Source organism: Marinobacter denitrificans (assembly GCF_008795955.1).
Classification (GTDB): domain Bacteria; phylum Pseudomonadota; class Gammaproteobacteria; order Pseudomonadales; family Oleiphilaceae; genus Marinobacter; species Marinobacter denitrificans.
In genome coordinates, this window is record NZ_VMHN01000007.1 from 105,650 (window position 1) to 123,313 (window position 17,664).

The window sequence follows — 17,664 nt, forward strand, 5'->3', positions numbered from 1 at the left end:
CTACGGCTCGTCAAAATTCTCCAATCCGGATACTTCGTCATGGAAATCAACGTCAACTTTCTCGACAACCTCAGACTTGAAGCCAAGTTTGACGATTTCACCGTCGTTACCGACCAGCCTATCCGCTACAAGGGCGACGGGTCGGCACCCAGTCCCTTCGATTATTTTTTGGCATCCTCGGCTCTGTGTGCGGCTTACTTTGTTCGCGTCTACTGCCTGGCACGGGATATCCCCACCGAGAATATCCGTCTGTCCCAGAACAATATCGTGGACCCTGAAAACCGCTACAACCAGATCTTCAAGATTCAGGTAGAGCTGCCCGAAGACATTTCCGACAAGGACAGGCAGGGCATCCTTCGCTCCATTGACCGCTGTACGGTCAAGAAGGTGGTGCAAACCGGCCCGACGTTCGAGATTGAACCTGTCGAAAACCTGGGGTCAGATGCCCAGGCTTTGTTGATGACCAGACCGGAGGGCGGCGCAAGCACTTATATCGAAGGCAAGGATCTTCCACTGGAGCAGACGATCGCCAACATGACCCGGATCCTTGAGAATCTGGGTATGAAGATCGAGATTGCCTCCTGGCGCAACATTGTGCCCCATGTGTGGTCACTGCATATTCGCGATGCGGCCTCGCCCATGTGTTTTACCAACGGCAAGGGCGCCACCAAGGAGAGCGCGCTTTGTTCCGCACTGGGCGAATTCATCGAGCGGCTGAACTGCAACTTCTTCTACAACGATCAGTTTTTCGGGGAAGAAATCGCCAACAGCGAATTTGTTCACTACCCGAACGAGCGCTGGTTCAAGCCTGGCCCGGATGACGAGCTGCCTGAAGGCATTCTCGACGACCACTGCCTGGCCATCTACAACCCGGATGGTGAGTTGTATGGTTCCAATCTCATCGATACCAACTCCGGCAAGACTGAGCGTGGGATTGTCTCCCTCCCGTTCGTACGTCAGTCAGACGGTGAGGTGGTTTATTTCCCATCGAACCTGATTGAAAACCTGTATCTCAGCAACGGCATGAGTGCGGGGAATACGCTGCATGAAGCCCAGGTACAGTGCCTGTCGGAGATCTTCGAGCGCGCGGTGAAGAAGCAGATTATTGAAGAAGAGATAGCTCTTCCGGATGTGCCCCGGGAGGTACTGGAGAAATACCCGGACATCCTCGAAGGTGTGGAAGCGCTGGAAGCGCAGGGCTTCCCCACCCTGGTCAAGGACGCATCCCTGGGTGGCCAGTTCCCGGTGATGTGCGTCACTCTGATGAATCCGCGCACCGGTGGCGTGTTTGCGTCCTTCGGCGCACACCCCAGCCTGGAAGTGGCTCTGGAGCGTAGTCTCACCGAATTGCTGCAGGGACGGAGCTTCGAGGGCCTGAATGATGTGCCTCCGCCGACGTTCAATAGCCTTGCGGTGACCGAACCCAACAACTTTGTGGAACACTTTATTGATTCCACCGGCGTGGTCTCCTGGCGTTTCTTCAGCGCGAAATCGGATTACGATTTCTGCGAGTGGGATTTCTCGGGCTCCAACCAGGAAGAGGCAGCCTGCCTGTTCAATATCCTCAAGGATATGGGAAAAGAGGTCTATGTCGCGGTCCACGAAGAACTGGGCGCGCCGGTATGCCGTATTCTTGTACCCGGGTATTCCGAGGTTTACCCCGCCGATGATCTGATCTGGGATAACACCAACAAGGCTCTGGACTACCGGGAAGATATCCTGAACCTTCACTCCCTGAGTGACGATCAGCTGGCGGCTCTGGTGGAGCGCCTGGAAGAAAGCCAGATGGATGACTATACGGACATCATTACCCTGATCGGTATCGAGTTCGACGAAAATACGGTCTGGGGACAACTGACCATTCTGGAACTCAAGCTGCTTATCTACCTGGCTCTGCAGCAGCACGAGGACGCTCTCGAAAGGGTGGAGGCGTTCCTGCAGTTCAACGACAACACCGTGGAGCGCAATCTGTTCTACCGGGCGGTAAACGCAGTGCTGGAAATTACCCTGGATGACGAGCTGGAGCTCGATGACTATCTGGTCAACCTCCAGCGTATGTTTGGTGAGGAAACCATGGCAGCCGTGGTAGGCTCGGTCGATGGCAGTGTTCGCTTCCATGGTTTGACGCCCACCAACATGCAACTGGAAGGTCTGGATAAGCACCTGCGCCTGATCGAAAGCTACAAGAAACTGCACGCGGCCCGTGCAGCGAGGTAGAACGCATTCTTCGGAGTCAGTCTTTATGAAGAAAACGATGATCGTGTCGACGCTGCTGGCGGTATTCAGCCTTAACGGCTGGGCCCAGGAAGTGGATTACGACAAGCGCAACATGCACATATTCTGCGCAAGCCACCTGGCTCTGCTGGGTGACTCGCTCACCGAAAAGGGTGATGACTATAAAGCTCTGGTATTCATGTCAGACACCCATGGTGACGAGGCCAGGAAAATGGGCGCGACTGACACGCATTTTTCCGATGTGAGCCGCTACCTGAAAACTGTCCGTAATAACAACAAAGGGAAATGGGACAGGCTGACTTCCCGCAGCAGAGAAGTTTGTTTGCCCGGTTCCTGAATGGTTTGAAACTCGCAGCCCCCAAAAAGGTGAGGATGATTGAATGACCGACGATACCTACACGCCGCCGAAAGTCTGGAAGTGGGACGCAGAGAGCGGTGGAGCTTTCTCCAAAATCAACCGGCCGATTGCCGGGGCCACCCACGAGAGGGAACTGCCAGTGGGGAAGCACCCGTTCCAGGTGTATTCCCTGGCAACCCCCAATGGCGTGAAAGCCACCATTATGTTCGAGGAATTGCTGGAGAAGGGCATCAGGGAAGCGGAGTACGATGCCTGGCCGATCCGCATTACCGAGGGAGAGCAGTTTGGCAGTGGGTTTGTAAAAGCAAATCCTAACTCCAAGATTCCGGCCATGATGGACCACACCCATCAGCCTGCCGTGCGGGTATTCGAGTCCGGATCTATTCTCCTTTATCTGGCGGAGAAGTTTGGTGAATTCCTGCCAACGGATATCGTTGCCCGCACGGAAACCATGAACTGGTTATTCTGGCAGATGGGCAGCGCACCTTTCCTCGGTGGCGGGTTTGGTCATTTCTACGCCTATGCGCCGGAAAGGTATGAGTACCCGATTAACCGTTACACCATGGAAGTGAAACGGCAACTGGATGTGTTGGACCGTCAGCTGGCCGATAACCGTTACATCGCAGGGGATGAATATACCATCGCCGATATGGCGATCTGGCCCTGGTACGGCGCACTGGTGAAGAACAAGGTCTACGAAGCGGCGGAATTCCTTGAAGCCCACACCTACACAAACGTCGTGCGCTGGGCCGATGAAGTCGGTGCACGCCCGGCCGTGAAGCGCGGGCTGATGGTCAACCGCACCTGGGGTGACGAGAGCAAGCAGTTGCACGAACGGCACGATGCCAGTGACTTTGAGCTGCGCACCCAGGACAAGCTGGAGCCTTCCGGAGAGAAATAATGGCGGCGTCTGTCAGCTGGTGGAAAGTGGTTCTCGCTTTTGTGATCGCGCTTGTGGTGGGCTCTGTGCTGGGTAGCCTCGTGCAGACTCACTTCAACCTGCAGGCTCTTGAAGCTCTGGAGGTTGGGATCACCATGGGAACACGGCTGGAAACCAGTATTCAGGACCTCGTCAATTTCGCTCCTCTTTATGCCATTCTTTTTGGCGTCAGCCTCCTGTTCTCCCTGGGTGTCGCTTCGCTGGTGGCCAGGCTGGCCGGTAACCTGCGCCGCGCATGGTTGTACCCGCTTGCTGCGGCGGTGGGGCTTTGGGTGACACTGAAGATTGTGGATACCCTGGCTCCCATGCCCACACTGATCGCCGCCACACGGTCGACCGGAGGTTTATTGGCCATGCTTGTGACAGCGGCAATTTCCGGCTGGCTGTTTGCTGCACTGGGTGGCCGCCCGACGCGGCGGACCGGGGGGTACCCAACCATGGCGGTGATGGCGCTTACGGTGGCTGGCAGCCTGGCACTGCCAGAGTCAGATGCTATGGCAGAGGAACAGCCCGGTTACGAAATAAAGACTGTGGCGCAGGGACTTGAGCATCCCTGGTCGCTGGCCTTTCTGCCTGATGGCCGAATGCTTGTGACCGAGCGGCCAGGGAGGCTGCGAGTGATTACAGCCGAAGGCAAATTGCTACCGGATGCGCTTGATGGAGTGCCGGAAGTATTTGCGTCTGCTCAGGCCGGCCTGTTCGAGGTGTTACCTGCCAGGGATTTCGAGCAGAGCCGCCAGATTTATCTGAGCTATGCCTGCGGAACCGTGCAGGCCAATCATACTTGCCTGGCCAGGGGCGAGCTTGGCGAGCAAGGCCTGGACAATGTGAGCGAAATTTTCCGGGTGCAGCCGGCCAAAGCAGGTAATGCCCATTACGGGGCGCGCCTGGCCTGGCTACCGGACAATACGCTGGTGCTCACCCTGGGCGATGGCTTTGATTACCGGGAAGACGCCCAGCGGCGTGAAAACCACATTGGCAGCATTGTCCGGCTGAACCCCGACGGCACTGTGCCGGAGGACAACCCGTATGCCGGCAGTGATGTCTATCGGGGAGAAATCTACAGCTATGGCCATCGCAATGTGCAGGGCCTGATCTATGATCAGGAACAGGACCGTCTCATTGCCCACGAGCATGGTCCCCGTGGCGGCGACGAAATCAATGTGATTCGCCCGGGTGCCAACTATGGCTGGCCCATTACTACCCACGGACTGGATTATACGGGTGCCCGGGTAAGTCCGTTTGAAGAACGTGAGGGTATTGAGCCACCCCTGTTGCACTGGACGCCGTCCATAGCACCGTCAGGTATGGCTCTTTACCGTGGTAATCTGTTCCCCCGGTGGCAGGGCGACTTGCTGGTAGGCGGGTTGGTAACCAGGCAGGTGCATCGTGTAAGCCTGGAAAGCGGTCAGGCAAAAGAGGTTGGTACTCTGTTTGGCAAGCTGGACGAGCGCATCCGGGATGTGCGAGTCGGCCCGGAGGGTGCCGTTTATCTGCTCACCGACAGCGCCGATGGTCGTGTTTTGAGAGTAACGCCAGAGTAGAAAGGAATCCCATGTCTGATCTGAAAGACCCAAGAGTTCTGTTTGCCGCCGAACGTACCTTACTGGCCTGGAACCGCACCAGCCTGTCGTTCATTGCATTCGGCTTCCTGATTGAACGTGCGGGCCTGCTTCTGCATGTGCTGGCGCCGGATAGCGTGGGCGTGATGAATGCCATGTTGGGGTTCTGGATTGGTATCCTGTTTATACTGCTTGGGGCCTTTGCTGCGGTGTGGTCCTCGCGCCAGTTCCGTGCCCTGTTACGCACTCTGAGCCCTGCCGAATTTCCCGCCGGGTATGGATTCCGTTGGGGGCTTGCGGTCAATATGGTTGTGGCATTTCTGGGGCTTGTCCTGGTAGGCGCGCTGTTTATTGGCCGCGGGTAGGGCGCACGTCACCCACGGCCTTTTCTGCGGAAGTATAATTATCGAGGCCTGCGGTCACCTTCCATGATCTTGGCCACAAATACCGCTTTTCCGTACTCCTCGAACGACCATTTCATGGTGTCTGAAAGCACACGCATCACCTCATCGTACTCCCCGAATATTTCCGTGCTCATACGTCCGGGGTGAACCTCCAGGCCGCTTTTCTCCAGCCGCTTAATAAGTGCCCGAATGGGTGGCTTATAGTCGTCGGCGAGCGGATAGCAACTCAATTGCACTGATAGATACATAAAACCTCCCGGGTCAGTAACCCATGGCTGACGATGTGCTGCGGCGCGGGTCCGCACCGCCGTACAGGGTTCCGTCACTGTCGATCAGTATGCTCTGGATAGCGCCCATTGCGCTACCCGTTACCACCTTGTGGCCTTTGTCTTCCAGCAGTTGCACGGTGTCGGGGCTGATCCCCTGCTCGATGCGTATCTCATCGGGCAGCCACTGATGGTGAACCCTCGGCGCACTGACCGCAGACTGTATGTTCATATTATGGTCAATTACGTTGAGTACAACCTGCAAGGTGGTGGTGATGATCCGCGAGCCACCGGGGCTGCCCGTCACCAGGTAATTCTTGCCATCCCGCCTGATAATAGTTGGTGACATGGAACTCAGCATGCGTTTGTCCGGTTCCACTTTGTTGGCTTCGCCACCGATCAGCCCATAGGCGTTCGGTTCACCAGGCTTGGCGCTGAAATCGTCCATTTCATTGTTCAGCAGGAAGCCTGCGCCGGCCACCGTAATGCCGGAACCGTAGCTGAAGTTAATGGTGTAGGTGTTGGAAACCGCATTGCCCCAGCGGTCGACAATAGAAAAGTGGGTGGTTTCCGGGCTTTCATAGGCGCCCGGGTTGCCGGCGCCGATGTCGGACGAAGGGCGGGCTTTGTCCGGGTCGATGGTTTTTCGTAAAGACTCGCCATACGCTTTGCTGGTCAGCCCTTGCAGGGGAACGTCCACGAAATCCGTATCGCCCAGAAACTCGGCACGGTCGGCATACGCAAGTTTCATGGCTTCAGCCATATGGTGGATGCTGGCGGCGGAATTGTGGCCAAAGTCTGCGAGTGGGTAACCCTCAAGGATATTAAGGATCTGCACGATGTGGATGCCACCGGAGGAGGGCGGCGACATGGAATAAATGTCGTGACCCCGGTAGCTGCCATGAACGGGCTGGCGAACCCGGGGCTGATAATTTTTCAGGTCGTCCAGTGTGATCAGGCCGTCGTGGCGGTTCATTTCCTCCACGATGAGTTGGGCAGTTTTGCCCTCATAGAAATCCTCGATACCCTGGTCGGCAATGCGCTGCAGGGTCTCTGCCAGTTCCGGTTGCCGGAAGCGTTCGCCCGGCTGCCAGGCCTCACCATCCTCTTTGTAGAAAGTTTCACGGGTGGCGGGCCATCGCTGCAGCCGCTCACGGGCCTGCTCCAGGCCTTCTGTAAAGCGGTCGGGTACTATAAAGCCTTCCCGTGCCAGCTTTATTGCTGGTGCCAACGCCTGTTTCAGGGAAAGCGTGCCATGCCGTTCCAGGGCCATGGCAAGACCGGCGACGGTGCCGGGCACCCCGGCTGCCTTGTGGGTGAACCGGCTGCGGTCTGGCACCACCTCGCCATCTTCATTCTGGAACATCGTTTCCGTAGCCGCGGCTGGTGCCTTCTCCCGGTAGTCGATGGCTTCAACGGCATCACCGTTTCCCGGCGCATAGAGCATGAAACCGCCCCCGCCAATATTACCGGAGCGAGGTTGGGTGACCGCCAGGGCAAAGCCGGCCGTGACAGCCGCGTCTATCGCATTGCCGCCGTTTCTGAGAACGTCCAGCGCAACTTCAGTGGCCAGTGTGTGGCTGGTAGCGACCATTCCGTTCTTTGCTTTGACCGGATGGTGCCTTTCGCCCTCGAGAATGGCATCGGCTCCAGCCGGTTGCAGGGGTAAAAGCAATACAAGGGTAACGATCATTTTTGCGGCCAGTGAACGGCCCGGCACGGCATTTCTCATACGTACCTGTAGGGGGTGTCTGTCCATGTCAGTGCGCCTCGTTTCTGATGCTCAGATAGGCTATCATAGCCGGTCATTTTTAAGGGTGTGAACCTGCACACCCACTTTCCCGGATCAGATTAAGGAAAGGCTTCCATGGAGCATACCTATCGTCTTGTGATTTCCTGCCCGGACCGGGTGGGAATCGTTGCCAAGGTCAGTAATTTTTTGTCGACCTACAATGGCTGGATTACCGAGGCGAGCCACCACTCGGATACCCAGACAGGCTGGTTCTTCATGCGGCATGAAATCAAGGCCGACTCGATTCCGTTCGGGCTTGAGCAGTTCCGCATCGCTTTTGAGCCCATCGCCCGCGAGTTCGATATGAACTGGCATATTGCTGATTCGGCCCGGCCCAAGAAAGTCATCCTTATGTGCAGCAAGGAATCCCACTGCGTGGCGGACCTGCTTCATCGCTGGCACAGCAAGGAAATCAATGCCGAGATTGTTGCTGTTATCTCCAACCATGAAGACCTCAGGCGCATGGTGGAATGGCACGAAATACCCTATCACCATATCCCTGTGGACAAGACCAACCGCGACGAAGCCTTTGGCGAAGTGGATGGCCTGATTGAAGGCTACGAGGCCGATGTGGTTGTTCTGGCCCGGTACATGCAAATATTGCCCGCAAGCCTGTGCGAAAAATACGCAGGCAAGGTGATCAATATCCACCACAGCTTCCTGCCGTCCTTCGCAGGCGCGCGACCCTACCACCAGGCCTACAGCCGGGGTGTGAAGCTGATAGGTGCCACCTGCCACTACGTGACGCAGGATCTGGATGAGGGCCCCATTATCGAGCAGGAGGTCATCCGCATCAGCCACAGTGACTCGATTGAGGATATGGTGCGCCTGGGCAAGGATGTGGAGAAAAATGCCCTGTCCCGGGGACTGAGGGCACACATTGAAGACCGTGTGATCACCTACGAAAACAAGACCGTGGTTTTTGACTGACGGACACTGCCATATGCCCCGCTAAAGGGTTGAATGTGGTAGTATTGGCCGCTTGTTAAAGAATAACTATGGGGTGCTCTGAAGGGCCCTGAAACGACTTCCAGCAAATGCAAAGGAACCTTTCTCGATGGGTGAGTTAGCCAAAGAGATCCTGCCGGTAAATATTGAAGACGAGCTGAAACAGTCCTACCTCGATTACGCCATGAGCGTTATCGTCGGGCGGGCGCTTCCGGACGTGCGGGATGGCCTCAAGCCGGTGCATCGCCGCGTATTGTTCGCCATGTCCGAGCTGAACAACGACTGGAACAAGTCTTACAAGAAGTCCGCCCGTGTGGTGGGTGACGTTATCGGTAAATACCATCCCCATGGCGATTCCGCTGTTTACGACACTATTGTCCGTATGGCCCAGCCTTTCTCCCTGCGGTATCCGCTGGTGGATGGCCAGGGTAACTTCGGTTCCATTGATGGTGACAACGCGGCTGCCATGCGTTACACCGAGATCCGCATGGAGAAGATTGCCCACTCCCTGCTGGCGGATCTGGAAAAGGAAACGGTGGATTTCGTCCCCAACTACGACGGCACCGAGCAGATCCCGGAAGTACTGCCCACCCGGGTTCCGAACCTGCTGGTCAACGGCTCCTCCGGTATTGCCGTGGGCATGGCAACCAATATTCCGCCCCATAACCTCACGGAAATCGTGAATGGCTGCCTGGCGCTGATCGACAACCCGGACATGACCATTGACGAGCTGATGGAGCACATTCCGGGGCCGGACTTCCCCACCGAGGGTATTATCAACGGCCGCGCCGGCATTGTTGAGGCTTACCGCACCGGCCGTGGGCGCATCTATATTCGTGCCCGCCATGAAATCGAGCACGACAAGAAAACCAACCGCGACGCCATCATTATTACCGAGCTGCCTTACCAGCTGAACAAGGCCCGGCTGATTGAGAAGATTGCGGAGCTGGTTAAAGAGAAGCGCCTGGAAGGTATTACCGAGCTGCGGGATGAATCCAACAAGGAAGGCATCCGGGTGGTGATAGAGCTGCGTCGCGGGGAAAACCCGGACGTGATCGTCAACAACCTGTTCACGCATACCCAGCTGCAGACGGTATTCGGCATCAACATGGTTGCCCTGATCAACGGCGAGCCGAAGATCCTGAACCTGAAGCAGATGCTGGACGCATTTGTGCGCCACCGTCGGGAAGTGGTTACCCGCCGGACCATCTTCGAGCTGCGCAAGGCTCGGGAACGTGGTCATATCCTGGAAGGCCTGACGGTTGCACTGGCAAACATCGATGAGATTATTGCCCTGATCAAGGCATCTCCGGGCTCTGCCGAGGCAAAAGAGAAGCTGATGGCCCAGGGCTGGGCGCCCGGTGACGTTCTGGCGATGCTCGAGCGGGCAGGTGAAGATGCCTGTCGCCCGGACGACCTGCCGGAGATATTTGGCCTGCGCAATGGCCTGTATCATCTGTCGCCGGAGCAGGCTCAGGCCATCCTGGATCTTCGTCTGCATCGCCTGACCGGTCTTGAGACCGAAAAGCTGCAGAACGAGTACAAGGAAATCCTTGAGAAAATTGCCGGTCTGCTGGAGATTCTGGCGGATCCGGACCGTTTGATGCAGGTTATCCGCGAAGAGCTGGAAGCCATTGTTACCGAGTTTGGCGACAAGCGCCTGACCGAGATCACCAGTTCCAAGCGTGACCTGACCATTGCCGACCTGATCGACGAGGAAGACTTGGTAGTAACGATCTCTCACGGTGGTTACGCCAAGACCCAGGCAGTCGAGGACTATCAGGCCCAGCGCCGTGGTGGCCGTGGTAAGGCCGCCACATCCATGAAAGACGAGGATTTTGTCGAGAAGCTGCTGGTTGCCAACTCCCACGACACCATTCTGTGCTTCTCCAACCGGGGCAAGGTTTACTGGTTGCGGGTCTTCGAGATTCCGCGTGCCAGCCGCGCCTCCCGCGGTCGCCCGATGGTGAATATCCTGCCACTGGACGAGGGTGAGCGTATCACCACCTTCCTGCCGGTACGTGATTACCCGGAAGACCAGTATGTGCTGATGGCAACATCGGCGGGTGTGGTCAAGAAAACGCCGCTGCCGAACTTCTCCCGTCCCCGCAGCAGTGGCCTGATTGCCCTGTCGCTGGACGAGGGCGATACCCTGATTGGCGCGGCCATCACCAAGGGTGATGCGGAAGTCATGCTGTTCTCTTCAGCCGGCAAAGCGGTTCGCTTCAACGAAGAAGCGGTACGCCCGATGAGCCGGACCGCCCGTGGTGTGCGTGGCATCAAGATGCCCGGAGGGCATCATGTGGTGTCGCTGATTATTCCCCAGGAAGGCGCGGTGCTGTTGACAGCCAGTGAAAACGGCTACGGCAAGCGAACCACCTTCGACGAGTTCCCGACTTACAGCCGGGGCAGTCAGGGCGTCATCGCCATGCAGTGTTCCGAGCGTAACGGTAACCTGGTCACGGCGCTGCAGCTGTTCGAAGGCGACGAAATGATGCTGATCTCGGACAAGGGCACGCTGGTGCGTACCCGCACCGACGAAGTATCGGTTCTGAGCCGCAACACCCAGGGGGTTCGCCTGATCAAGCTGAGCCAGGAAGACGAGCGTCTTGTGGGCGTTGAGCGTATTGCTGAAACTGATGCCGAAGAGGTTGATGGTGAGGAAACGCCTGCGTCTGAGTCTGATGGCGAAGAAGGTGCACAAGGCGCAGGTGATGCGGGAGAGAGTGCCGGCGAGGAATAAGCCGGCACCTTAATTGGCAATACTTGAGAGATCACAGGATCATGAGCAGGGCGTATAATTTTTGTGCAGGTCCGGCAACCTTGCCGGAGCCCGTGCTGCAACAGGCGCGGGATGAAATGCTGGACTGGCGCGGCACCGGTATGTCGGTGATGGAAATGAGCCATCGCAGTGACGAGTTCGTGGAAATCGCCGAAACTGCCGAGAGAGACCTTCGGGAATTGGCCGGTATTTCAGGTGATTACGCCGTACTCTTCATGCAGGGTGGAGCTTCCAGTCAGTTCGCGACCATTCCGCTGAACCTGTTGGGCGACAAGACATCGGCGGATTACGTCAACACCGGTATCTGGTCGAAGAAAGCCATCGCCGAGGCCAGCCGGTATGCGCAGGTGAATGTGGCGGCCAGCAGTGAAACGGACGGATTCACCACCGTTCCCGACCAGAACACCTGGAATACCCGTGCGGATGCGGCCTACCTGCACTACACGCCCAACGAAACCATTGGTGGCCTGGAATTTGATTTCGTGCCGGAGAGCGGTTCCGTGCCACTGGTGGCGGACATGTCATCCACCATGCTCTCGCGCCCGGTGGACGTGTCAAAGTTCGGCCTGATCTACGCTGGCGCCCAGAAAAATATTGGTCCGTCCGGCTTGGTGACGGTCATCATTCGAAAGGATCTGCTGGGCAAGGCGCTAAAGATCACCCCCACGATGATGAACTACCAGGTGATCGCAGATAACGACTCCATGTATAACACGCCCGCCACCTATTCCTGGTACCTCGCTGGCCTGGTGTTCAAATGGCTGAAAGAGCAGGGTGGCGTTACGGCAATGGGCGAGATCAACCGCCGCAAAGCCAGCAAGCTGTACGGATTTATAGACGAGAACGATTTCTACGCCAATCCGATTTCGCCACGCTTTCGTTCCTGGATGAACGTTCCTTTTACCCTGGCGGACGACGCGCTGAATGATGCCTTCCTTAAAGGGGCGAACGAGCGCGGCCTGCTGAACCTGAAGGGCCATCGTTCCGTGGGCGGCATGCGGGCCAGTATCTACAACGCCATGCCGGAAGCCGGCGTGGATGCGTTGATCGACTATATGACCGTATTTGCGAAGGAGCGGGGCTGATCATGAGCAGTGATGAGCAGGCCCGTCTGGGGCAATTGAGGGACGAGATCGACCGGTTGGACCGGGACATTATGGACCTGATCAGCAAGCGCGCCGAATGCGCCCAGGAAGTGGCTCGGGTCAAGACGGAAGCCAATCCGGGCGAAGACGTGTTTTTCTACCGTCCGGAGCGGGAAGCCCAGGTGTTGCGTCGCATCAAGGACAGCAACCCCGGCCCCCTGTCGGGCGAAGAGATGGCGCGGTTGTTCCGGGAAATCATGTCTGCCTGCCTCGCCCTGGAAAAGCCCATGCACATCGCTTTTCTGGGGCCGATGGGGACCTTCACCCAGGCAGCGGCGCTCAAGCACTTTGGTCACTCCGTGATCAGTGTGCCGTTGCCGGCGATCGATGCCGTTTTCCGCGAGGTGGAATCCGGTGCCGCCCACTATGGCGTGGTTCCGGTGGAGAACTCCACGGAAGGCATGATCAATCATACTCTGGACATGTTCATGTCTTCGCCGCTGAAAATCTGCGGTGAAGTCCAGTTGCGCATTCATCATCACCTGATGGTGTCGCCAAAGCATAAGGACGAGGAAATCGTCCGTATCTATTCCCATCAGCAGTCGTTCGCCCAGTGTCGGCAGTGGCTGGATACTCACCGCTATGGTATTGAACGGGTAACCGTCAGCAGCAATGCCGAAGCGGCAAGGCGTGCAGCGGAAGAGCCGGGTACGGCTGCTATCGCCGGGGATATGGCGGCGGAACTCTATGGCCTGGAAGTACTGGCGACCAGCATTGAAGACCGGCCGGACAACACCACGCGTTTTCTGATTATCGGGCGTGAGGAAGTACCGGCCAGCGGCAATGACAAGTCTTCTATTCTGGTGTCCATGCGCAACAAACCGGGTGCTCTTTACCAGTTGCTGGAGCCTTTCCACAAGCACGGCCTGAGTCTGACCCGAATCGAAACCCGACCGTCTCCCAGTGGCACCTGGGCTTACGTGTTCTATATCGATTTCGAAGGCCATGTGGATGACGAACAGGTGAGCAAGGTGCTTGCCGAGATTGATGAAGAGGCCGTGGAACTGAAACGCCTTGGTTCCTACCCCATCGGGGTTTTGTAAAGCAACACGAATTGCTGAGGAAGGGTTCAATGTCGACTGATTACCAAAGCCTGGCGGTCAAAGGTGTGCAGGCGTTATCCCCCTACCAGCCGGGTAAGCCCATTGATGAGTTGGCCCGGGAGCTGGGCCTCAACCCGGACCGCATTATCAAGCTGGCCAGCAACGAGAATCCGCTGGGGCCCAGTCCCAAAGCGCTGGCCGCTGTCAGGGGGGGGCTCGACGAGCTCTGCCGCTATCCGGATGGCAACGGTTTTGATCTCAAGCAGGCGTTGTCTGCTCGCTATGGCGTCAGGCCGTCGCAGATTACCCTGGGCAATGGTTCCAATGACGTTCTGGAAGTGATTACCCGGTGTTTTGCAGACCAGACTTCGGAAGTGGTGTTTTCCCAGTATGCTTTTGCCGTCTATCCGCTGGTAACCCAGGCGATTGGCGCCACTGGCGTGTCGGTTCCGGCCAGGGATTATGGTCACGATCTGAATGCCATGGCTGAGGCTGTAACTGGCCGCACAAAACTGGTGTTTGTTGCCAACCCGAATAACCCTACCGGCACCGTTCATGGTGCTGAGGCCATCGAGGCATTCCTGGACCGGATTCCGGAGCGCGTACTGGTGGTTCTCGATGAAGCCTACTGCGAATACCTGCAGGGCGACGGTTACGTGGACGGCCTGTCACTGCTTGAGCGGTACCCCAACCTGATCGTTACCCGTACCTTTTCCAAGGCCTGGGGATTGGCATCACTACGCGCTGGTTATAGTGTAAGTTCTCCTGAAATCGCTAACGTTCTCAATAGAGTACGACAGCCTTTTAATGTAGATGCTCTGGCCCTGGCTGCAGCTACCGCGGTGTTGGATGATGAGCAATATCTTCAGCGCGCCCGGGAAGTCAATGCCGAAGGCATGAAACAGCTTGAGACGGCCTTTAACGAAATGGGGCTGGAGTATATTCCTTCCGCCGGCAATTTTATTGCTTTGAATGTGGGAGAGCGGGCTGCGGATATCAATCAGTTATTGCTGGAGCAGGGCGTTATTGTCAGACCGATTGCTGGCTACGGGATGCCCGGGCATCTGCGGGTTTCCATCGGCCTGCCCGAGGAGAATGACCGTTTTATCGAATCCCTGGCCCGCGCCCTGGATACGCTATCGGCCTCTGAACCCGGGCGGGGAGTGTAAGGTGTCTGAGGTCCAGCCGCTATTTCAGCGCGTTGCGGTTATCGGCCTCGGCCTCATCGGCGGGTCCCTGGCCAGAGCCATCCGCGATAACGGCCTCGCCGTGACTGTTGTTGGCGCCGATAAACGTGGGGAAGATCTGGCTCTGGGCAGGGAGTTGGGTATTATTGATGAGGCGGCTGCGACCGTCGCCGAGGCCGTGGCCGGTAGCGATCTGGTCGTTCTTGCGGTACCGGTCAAAGCAACCCAAACCGTACTGGAAGAGATTCGCCCACATCTGGGCGCCAACGCGGTGCTTACGGATGTGGGTAGTACCAAGTCCAGTTTCGTGAAGGACGTGCGTGAGGTGTTTGGTGAGTTACCGGCAAAGGTGATTCCTGGTCATCCCATAGCAGGTTCTGAAAAGAGCGGTATCCGGGCCGCCGACCCTGGGTTGTTTGCCAATCATAAAGTGATTCTGACTCCGGCGGACAATGTCAGTGCGCCGGACCTGGAGAAGCTGAAGGCGCTGTGGGAGGGTTGTGGTGCCACGGTGCTGACCATGTCCGTGGCCTATCACGACGAAGTGCTCGCTGCCACAAGCCACCTTCCGCATCTGATTGCCTTCTCGCTGGTAGACACCCTGGCGGGTGAGGATGAGAATCTGGACATATTCCGCTACGCGGCAGGCGGCTTCCGTGACTTTACCCGAATTGCGGCCAGCGACCCGGTGATGTGGCACGATATTTTTCTCTCCAACCGCGATGCGGTGCTGCGGGTGATTGATCACTTCACCCACGATCTGGACCAGCTTCGCACTGCCATTGCCGATCAGGACGGTGCAACCCTGCTACGGGTTTTCAGTCGCGCCAAAGCGGCGCGGGAACATTTTTCCAAAATGCTTTCAGGAAAGGCTTACGTGACCAACAACAGTCAGAAACAGGTAACATTCCGTCTTCAGCCCGGCGGCCGGATTTCCGGTGAAATTCGTGTTCCGGGCGACAAATCCGTTTCCCATCGGTCCATTATGCTGGGTGCACTTGCCGACGGCATCACTGAGGTGAAAGGCTTCCTGGAAGGGGAAGATAGCCTGGCTACGCTTCAGGCTTTCCGTGATATGGGTGTTACCATTGAAGGGCCGGACGAAGGCCTTGTTCGCATCCATGGTGTGGGTATCAATGGCCTGCAGGCGCCGCGCGGCCCGCTCTATCTGGGTAACTCCGGTACTGCTATGCGCCTGTTCGCCGGTTTGCTGGCAGCTCAGCCATTTGATTCAGAGTTGACTGGCGATGAGAGTCTGTCCAAGCGGCCAATGGGGCGCGTCGCGGATCCGCTGCGGGCTATGGGCGCTGTAATCGATACTGCTGAGGGCGGCCGGCCGCCCCTGAAAATCCGCGGTGGCCAGGCGCTGACGGGTATTCACTACGAAATGCCCGTGGCCAGCGCCCAGGTAAAGTCCTGCCTGTTGCTTGCCGGGCTTTACGCTGAAGGTGTGACCTCAGTGACTGAGCCGGCGCCAACCCGGGATCACACAGAGCGCATGCTGGAAGGCTTCGGCTATCACGTCCATCGTGACATGGCCACAGCCAGCGTTACCGGGGGCGGGCGTCTGACGGCCACTGCGATTGACGTACCGGCGGATATTTCCTCTGCGGCGTTTTTCCTGGTGGCGGCCAGCATTGCCCCGGATTCTGACCTCACCATCCGTCACGTAGGCATGAACCCGACTCGGGTAGGAGTCATCAACATCCTGCGCATGATGGGGGCCAATATTGAAGTGCTCGAGGAGCGGGTGATTGGTGGTGAACCGGTTGCCGACCTCCGTGTTCGTTCTGCTGACCTCAAGGGTATCGACATTCCGGAAGACCAGGTGCCCCTGGCCATCGACGAATTCCCAGTGCTGTTTATCGCCGCTGTATGCGCGGAGGGCAGAACTGTCCTGCGTGGGGCCGAGGAACTCCGCGTCAAGGAAAGCGATCGTATTCAGGTGATGGCGGATGGCCTGGCTGCGTTGGGCGTGGACACCACCGTCACACCGGACGGCATTGTTATTGAGGGGGGCCAGACCATGGGTAGCGGCACTGTAAACAGCCACGGTGACCACCGGATTGCCATGGCGTTCTCGGTGGCCTCCCTGCGAGCCAGCGGCAATATTGAAGTGACCGATTGCGCCAACGTAGCGACGTCTTTCCCGAATTTTGTGGGGCTGGCGAAGCGCACCGGTATCAATATCTCAGCCGAGGGAGCTGAATGATGGTTGAAGGCAAGGCGCCCATTATCACTGTGGATGGCCCTGGCGGCTCCGGCAAGGGCACCATTACCCAGATGCTGGCCCGCAAACTTGGTTGGCATCTGCTCGATAGCGGCGCGCTTTATCGTCTTACCGCCCTTGCTGCCGAGCGGCAGGGCGTTCCATTGGATGATGAGTCCGCATTGGTGAAGCTTGCCGCTAACCTGGATGTGGCCTTCGAACCAACACCCCCGGGTGAGCCGGCAAAGGTGTTGATGGGCGGCCACGATGTGACCGCAGATATACGTACAGAAACCTGCGGGGACAACGCCTCAAAGGTGGCCGTGATGCAGTCTGTTCGTGATGCGCTGCTGCAGCGTCAGCGCGACTTCCGCAAGCTCCCTGGGCTGGTGGCAGACGGTCGCGATATGGGCACAGTGGTGTTTCCGGATGCGCCGGTAAAGATCTTTCTGACGGCCAGCGCCGAAGAGCGTGCGCAAAGACGTTACAGCCAGTTGAAGGACGCAGGGGTCGATGTTAATATTGACGCCCTTTTAGAGGAGATACGGGTGCGCGATGAGCGGGACATGAACCGCGCCGCCGCCCCGCTCAAGCCTGCGGACGATGCGCAAGTCATTGATTCTACAGGGTTGAGTATAGAAGAGGTGTTAGTCAGGGTTATGGCCGCAGCAGGTCAGGCCTGACTACACCTTTTTGTCGTTGAAATTCCGGATTCGGCGTTATCGGCCAGCCACTGGCTGAATCCGGATTGAAACTAACAGACCGTGTTGCTGGTAGCACGGAGTAAACTTGC

The 17,664-nt window shown here is 57.4% G+C and carries 14 protein-coding genes; 12 read left to right on the forward strand and 2 right to left on the reverse strand.

What is annotated here, in order from left to right:
• Window positions 1-39: 39 nt before the first annotated feature.
• From FO268_RS17335 to FO268_RS17355, 5 genes are read left to right on the forward strand one after another with little or no spacing between them, the layout of a single operon-like run.
• Window positions 40-2,217 (forward strand): OsmC domain/YcaO domain-containing protein, encoded by a 2,178-nt coding sequence (locus FO268_RS17335; RefSeq protein WP_150994495.1) that lies wholly within the window; start codon window positions 40-42, stop codon window positions 2,215-2,217.
• Between the two features lie 25 nt (window positions 2,218-2,242).
• Window positions 2,243-2,572 (forward strand): hypothetical protein, encoded by a 330-nt coding sequence (locus FO268_RS17340; RefSeq protein ID WP_150994496.1) that lies wholly within the window; start codon window positions 2,243-2,245, stop codon window positions 2,570-2,572.
• A gap of 43 nt (window positions 2,573-2,615) precedes the next feature.
• Window positions 2,616-3,494: a glutathione-dependent disulfide-bond oxidoreductase gene (yghU, locus tag FO268_RS17345; RefSeq protein WP_150994497.1), complete on the forward strand. Its 879-nt coding sequence runs from the start codon at window positions 2,616-2,618 to the stop codon at window positions 3,492-3,494.
• Complete coding sequence (locus tag FO268_RS17350) at window positions 3,494-5,077, forward strand: PQQ-dependent sugar dehydrogenase (protein WP_150994498.1); 1,584 nt, start codon at window positions 3,494-3,496, stop codon at window positions 5,075-5,077. The genes yghU and FO268_RS17350 overlap by 1 nt, the downstream gene beginning before the upstream one ends.
• Before the next feature lie 11 nt (window positions 5,078-5,088).
• On the forward strand, window positions 5,089-5,460 hold the full coding sequence (locus FO268_RS17355; RefSeq protein WP_150994499.1) for a YidH family protein: 372 nt from the start codon (window positions 5,089-5,091) through the stop codon (window positions 5,458-5,460).
• A 38-nt stretch (window positions 5,461-5,498) separates the two neighbouring features.
• Here the strand turns inward: FO268_RS17355 and FO268_RS17360 are convergent, their stop codons facing one another.
• Both FO268_RS17360 and ggt read right to left on the reverse strand, forming a co-directional pair.
• A complete protein-coding gene (locus tag FO268_RS17360) occupies window positions 5,499-5,747 on the reverse strand; it encodes a YkoF family thiamine/hydroxymethylpyrimidine-binding protein (RefSeq protein ID WP_150994500.1) in 249 nt (82 codons plus the stop codon).
• Between the two features lie 13 nt (window positions 5,748-5,760).
• Complete coding sequence (gene ggt, locus FO268_RS17365) at window positions 5,761-7,458, reverse strand: gamma-glutamyltransferase (RefSeq protein ID WP_191966990.1); 1,698 nt, start codon at window positions 7,456-7,458, stop codon at window positions 5,761-5,763.
• A gap of 174 nt (window positions 7,459-7,632) precedes the next feature.
• Here ggt and purU point away from each other — a divergent pair, with 174 nt between their 5' ends.
• From purU to cmk, 7 genes are all read left to right on the forward strand, one after another.
• Window positions 7,633-8,487, forward strand: a complete 855-nt coding sequence (gene purU, locus FO268_RS17370; RefSeq protein ID WP_150994502.1) for a formyltetrahydrofolate deformylase — start codon at window positions 7,633-7,635, stop codon at window positions 8,485-8,487.
• 127 nt (window positions 8,488-8,614) lie between these two features.
• Entirely contained in the window at window positions 8,615-11,248 is a 2,634-nt protein-coding gene (gyrA, locus tag FO268_RS17375) for a DNA gyrase subunit A (protein ID WP_150994503.1), read from the forward strand.
• Between the two features lie 41 nt (window positions 11,249-11,289).
• Complete coding sequence (serC, locus tag FO268_RS17380; RefSeq protein WP_150994504.1) at window positions 11,290-12,372, forward strand: 3-phosphoserine/phosphohydroxythreonine transaminase; 1,083 nt, start codon at window positions 11,290-11,292, stop codon at window positions 12,370-12,372.
• 2 nt (window positions 12,373-12,374) lie between these two features.
• Entirely contained in the window at window positions 12,375-13,475 is a 1,101-nt protein-coding gene (gene pheA / locus FO268_RS17385) for a prephenate dehydratase (RefSeq protein ID WP_150994505.1), read from the forward strand.
• Between the two features lie 29 nt (window positions 13,476-13,504).
• Window positions 13,505-14,644 carry a histidinol-phosphate transaminase gene (hisC, locus tag FO268_RS17390; protein ID WP_150994506.1) on the forward strand — a complete coding sequence of 380 codons (1,140 nt, stop codon included), beginning with the start codon at window positions 13,505-13,507 and terminating at the stop codon, window positions 14,642-14,644.
• Window position 14,645: 1 nt separating this feature from the next.
• Complete coding sequence (locus tag FO268_RS17395) at window positions 14,646-16,874, forward strand: bifunctional prephenate dehydrogenase/3-phosphoshikimate 1-carboxyvinyltransferase (RefSeq protein WP_150994507.1); 2,229 nt, start codon at window positions 14,646-14,648, stop codon at window positions 16,872-16,874.
• Window positions 16,874-17,554: a (d)CMP kinase gene (cmk, locus tag FO268_RS17400; protein ID WP_150994577.1), complete on the forward strand. Its 681-nt coding sequence runs from the start codon at window positions 16,874-16,876 to the stop codon at window positions 17,552-17,554. Before FO268_RS17395 ends, cmk begins: the two co-directional genes overlap by 1 nt.
• Window positions 17,555-17,664: the final 110 nt, after the last annotated feature.

Bases quoted from the DNA above. Each gene is read 5' to 3' on its own strand.
- FO268_RS17335 (WP_150994495.1), top strand. From the start codon at position 40: ATGGAAATCAACGTCAACTTTCTCGACAACCTCAGACTTGAAGCCAAG.
- FO268_RS17340 (WP_150994496.1), top strand. From the start codon at position 2,243: ATGAAGAAAACGATGATCGTGTCGACGCTGCTGGCGGTATTCAGCCTT.
- yghU (WP_150994497.1), top strand. From the start codon at position 2,616: ATGACCGACGATACCTACACGCCGCCGAAAGTCTGGAAGTGGGACGCA.
- FO268_RS17350 (WP_150994498.1), top strand. From the start codon at position 3,494: ATGGCGGCGTCTGTCAGCTGGTGGAAAGTGGTTCTCGCTTTTGTGATC.
- FO268_RS17355 (WP_150994499.1), top strand. From the start codon at position 5,089: ATGTCTGATCTGAAAGACCCAAGAGTTCTGTTTGCCGCCGAACGTACC.
- FO268_RS17360 (WP_150994500.1), bottom strand. From the start codon at position 5,747: ATGTATCTATCAGTGCAATTGAGTTGCTATCCGCTCGCCGACGACTAT.
- ggt (WP_191966990.1), bottom strand. From the start codon at position 7,458: ATGATCGTTACCCTTGTATTGCTTTTACCCCTGCAACCGGCTGGAGCC.
- purU (WP_150994502.1), top strand. From the start codon at position 7,633: ATGGAGCATACCTATCGTCTTGTGATTTCCTGCCCGGACCGGGTGGGA.
- gyrA (WP_150994503.1), top strand. From the start codon at position 8,615: ATGGGTGAGTTAGCCAAAGAGATCCTGCCGGTAAATATTGAAGACGAG.
- serC (WP_150994504.1), top strand. From the start codon at position 11,290: ATGAGCAGGGCGTATAATTTTTGTGCAGGTCCGGCAACCTTGCCGGAG.
- pheA (WP_150994505.1), top strand. From the start codon at position 12,375: ATGAGCAGTGATGAGCAGGCCCGTCTGGGGCAATTGAGGGACGAGATC.
- hisC (WP_150994506.1), top strand. From the start codon at position 13,505: ATGTCGACTGATTACCAAAGCCTGGCGGTCAAAGGTGTGCAGGCGTTA.
- cmk (WP_150994577.1), top strand. From the start codon at position 16,874: ATGGTTGAAGGCAAGGCGCCCATTATCACTGTGGATGGCCCTGGCGGC.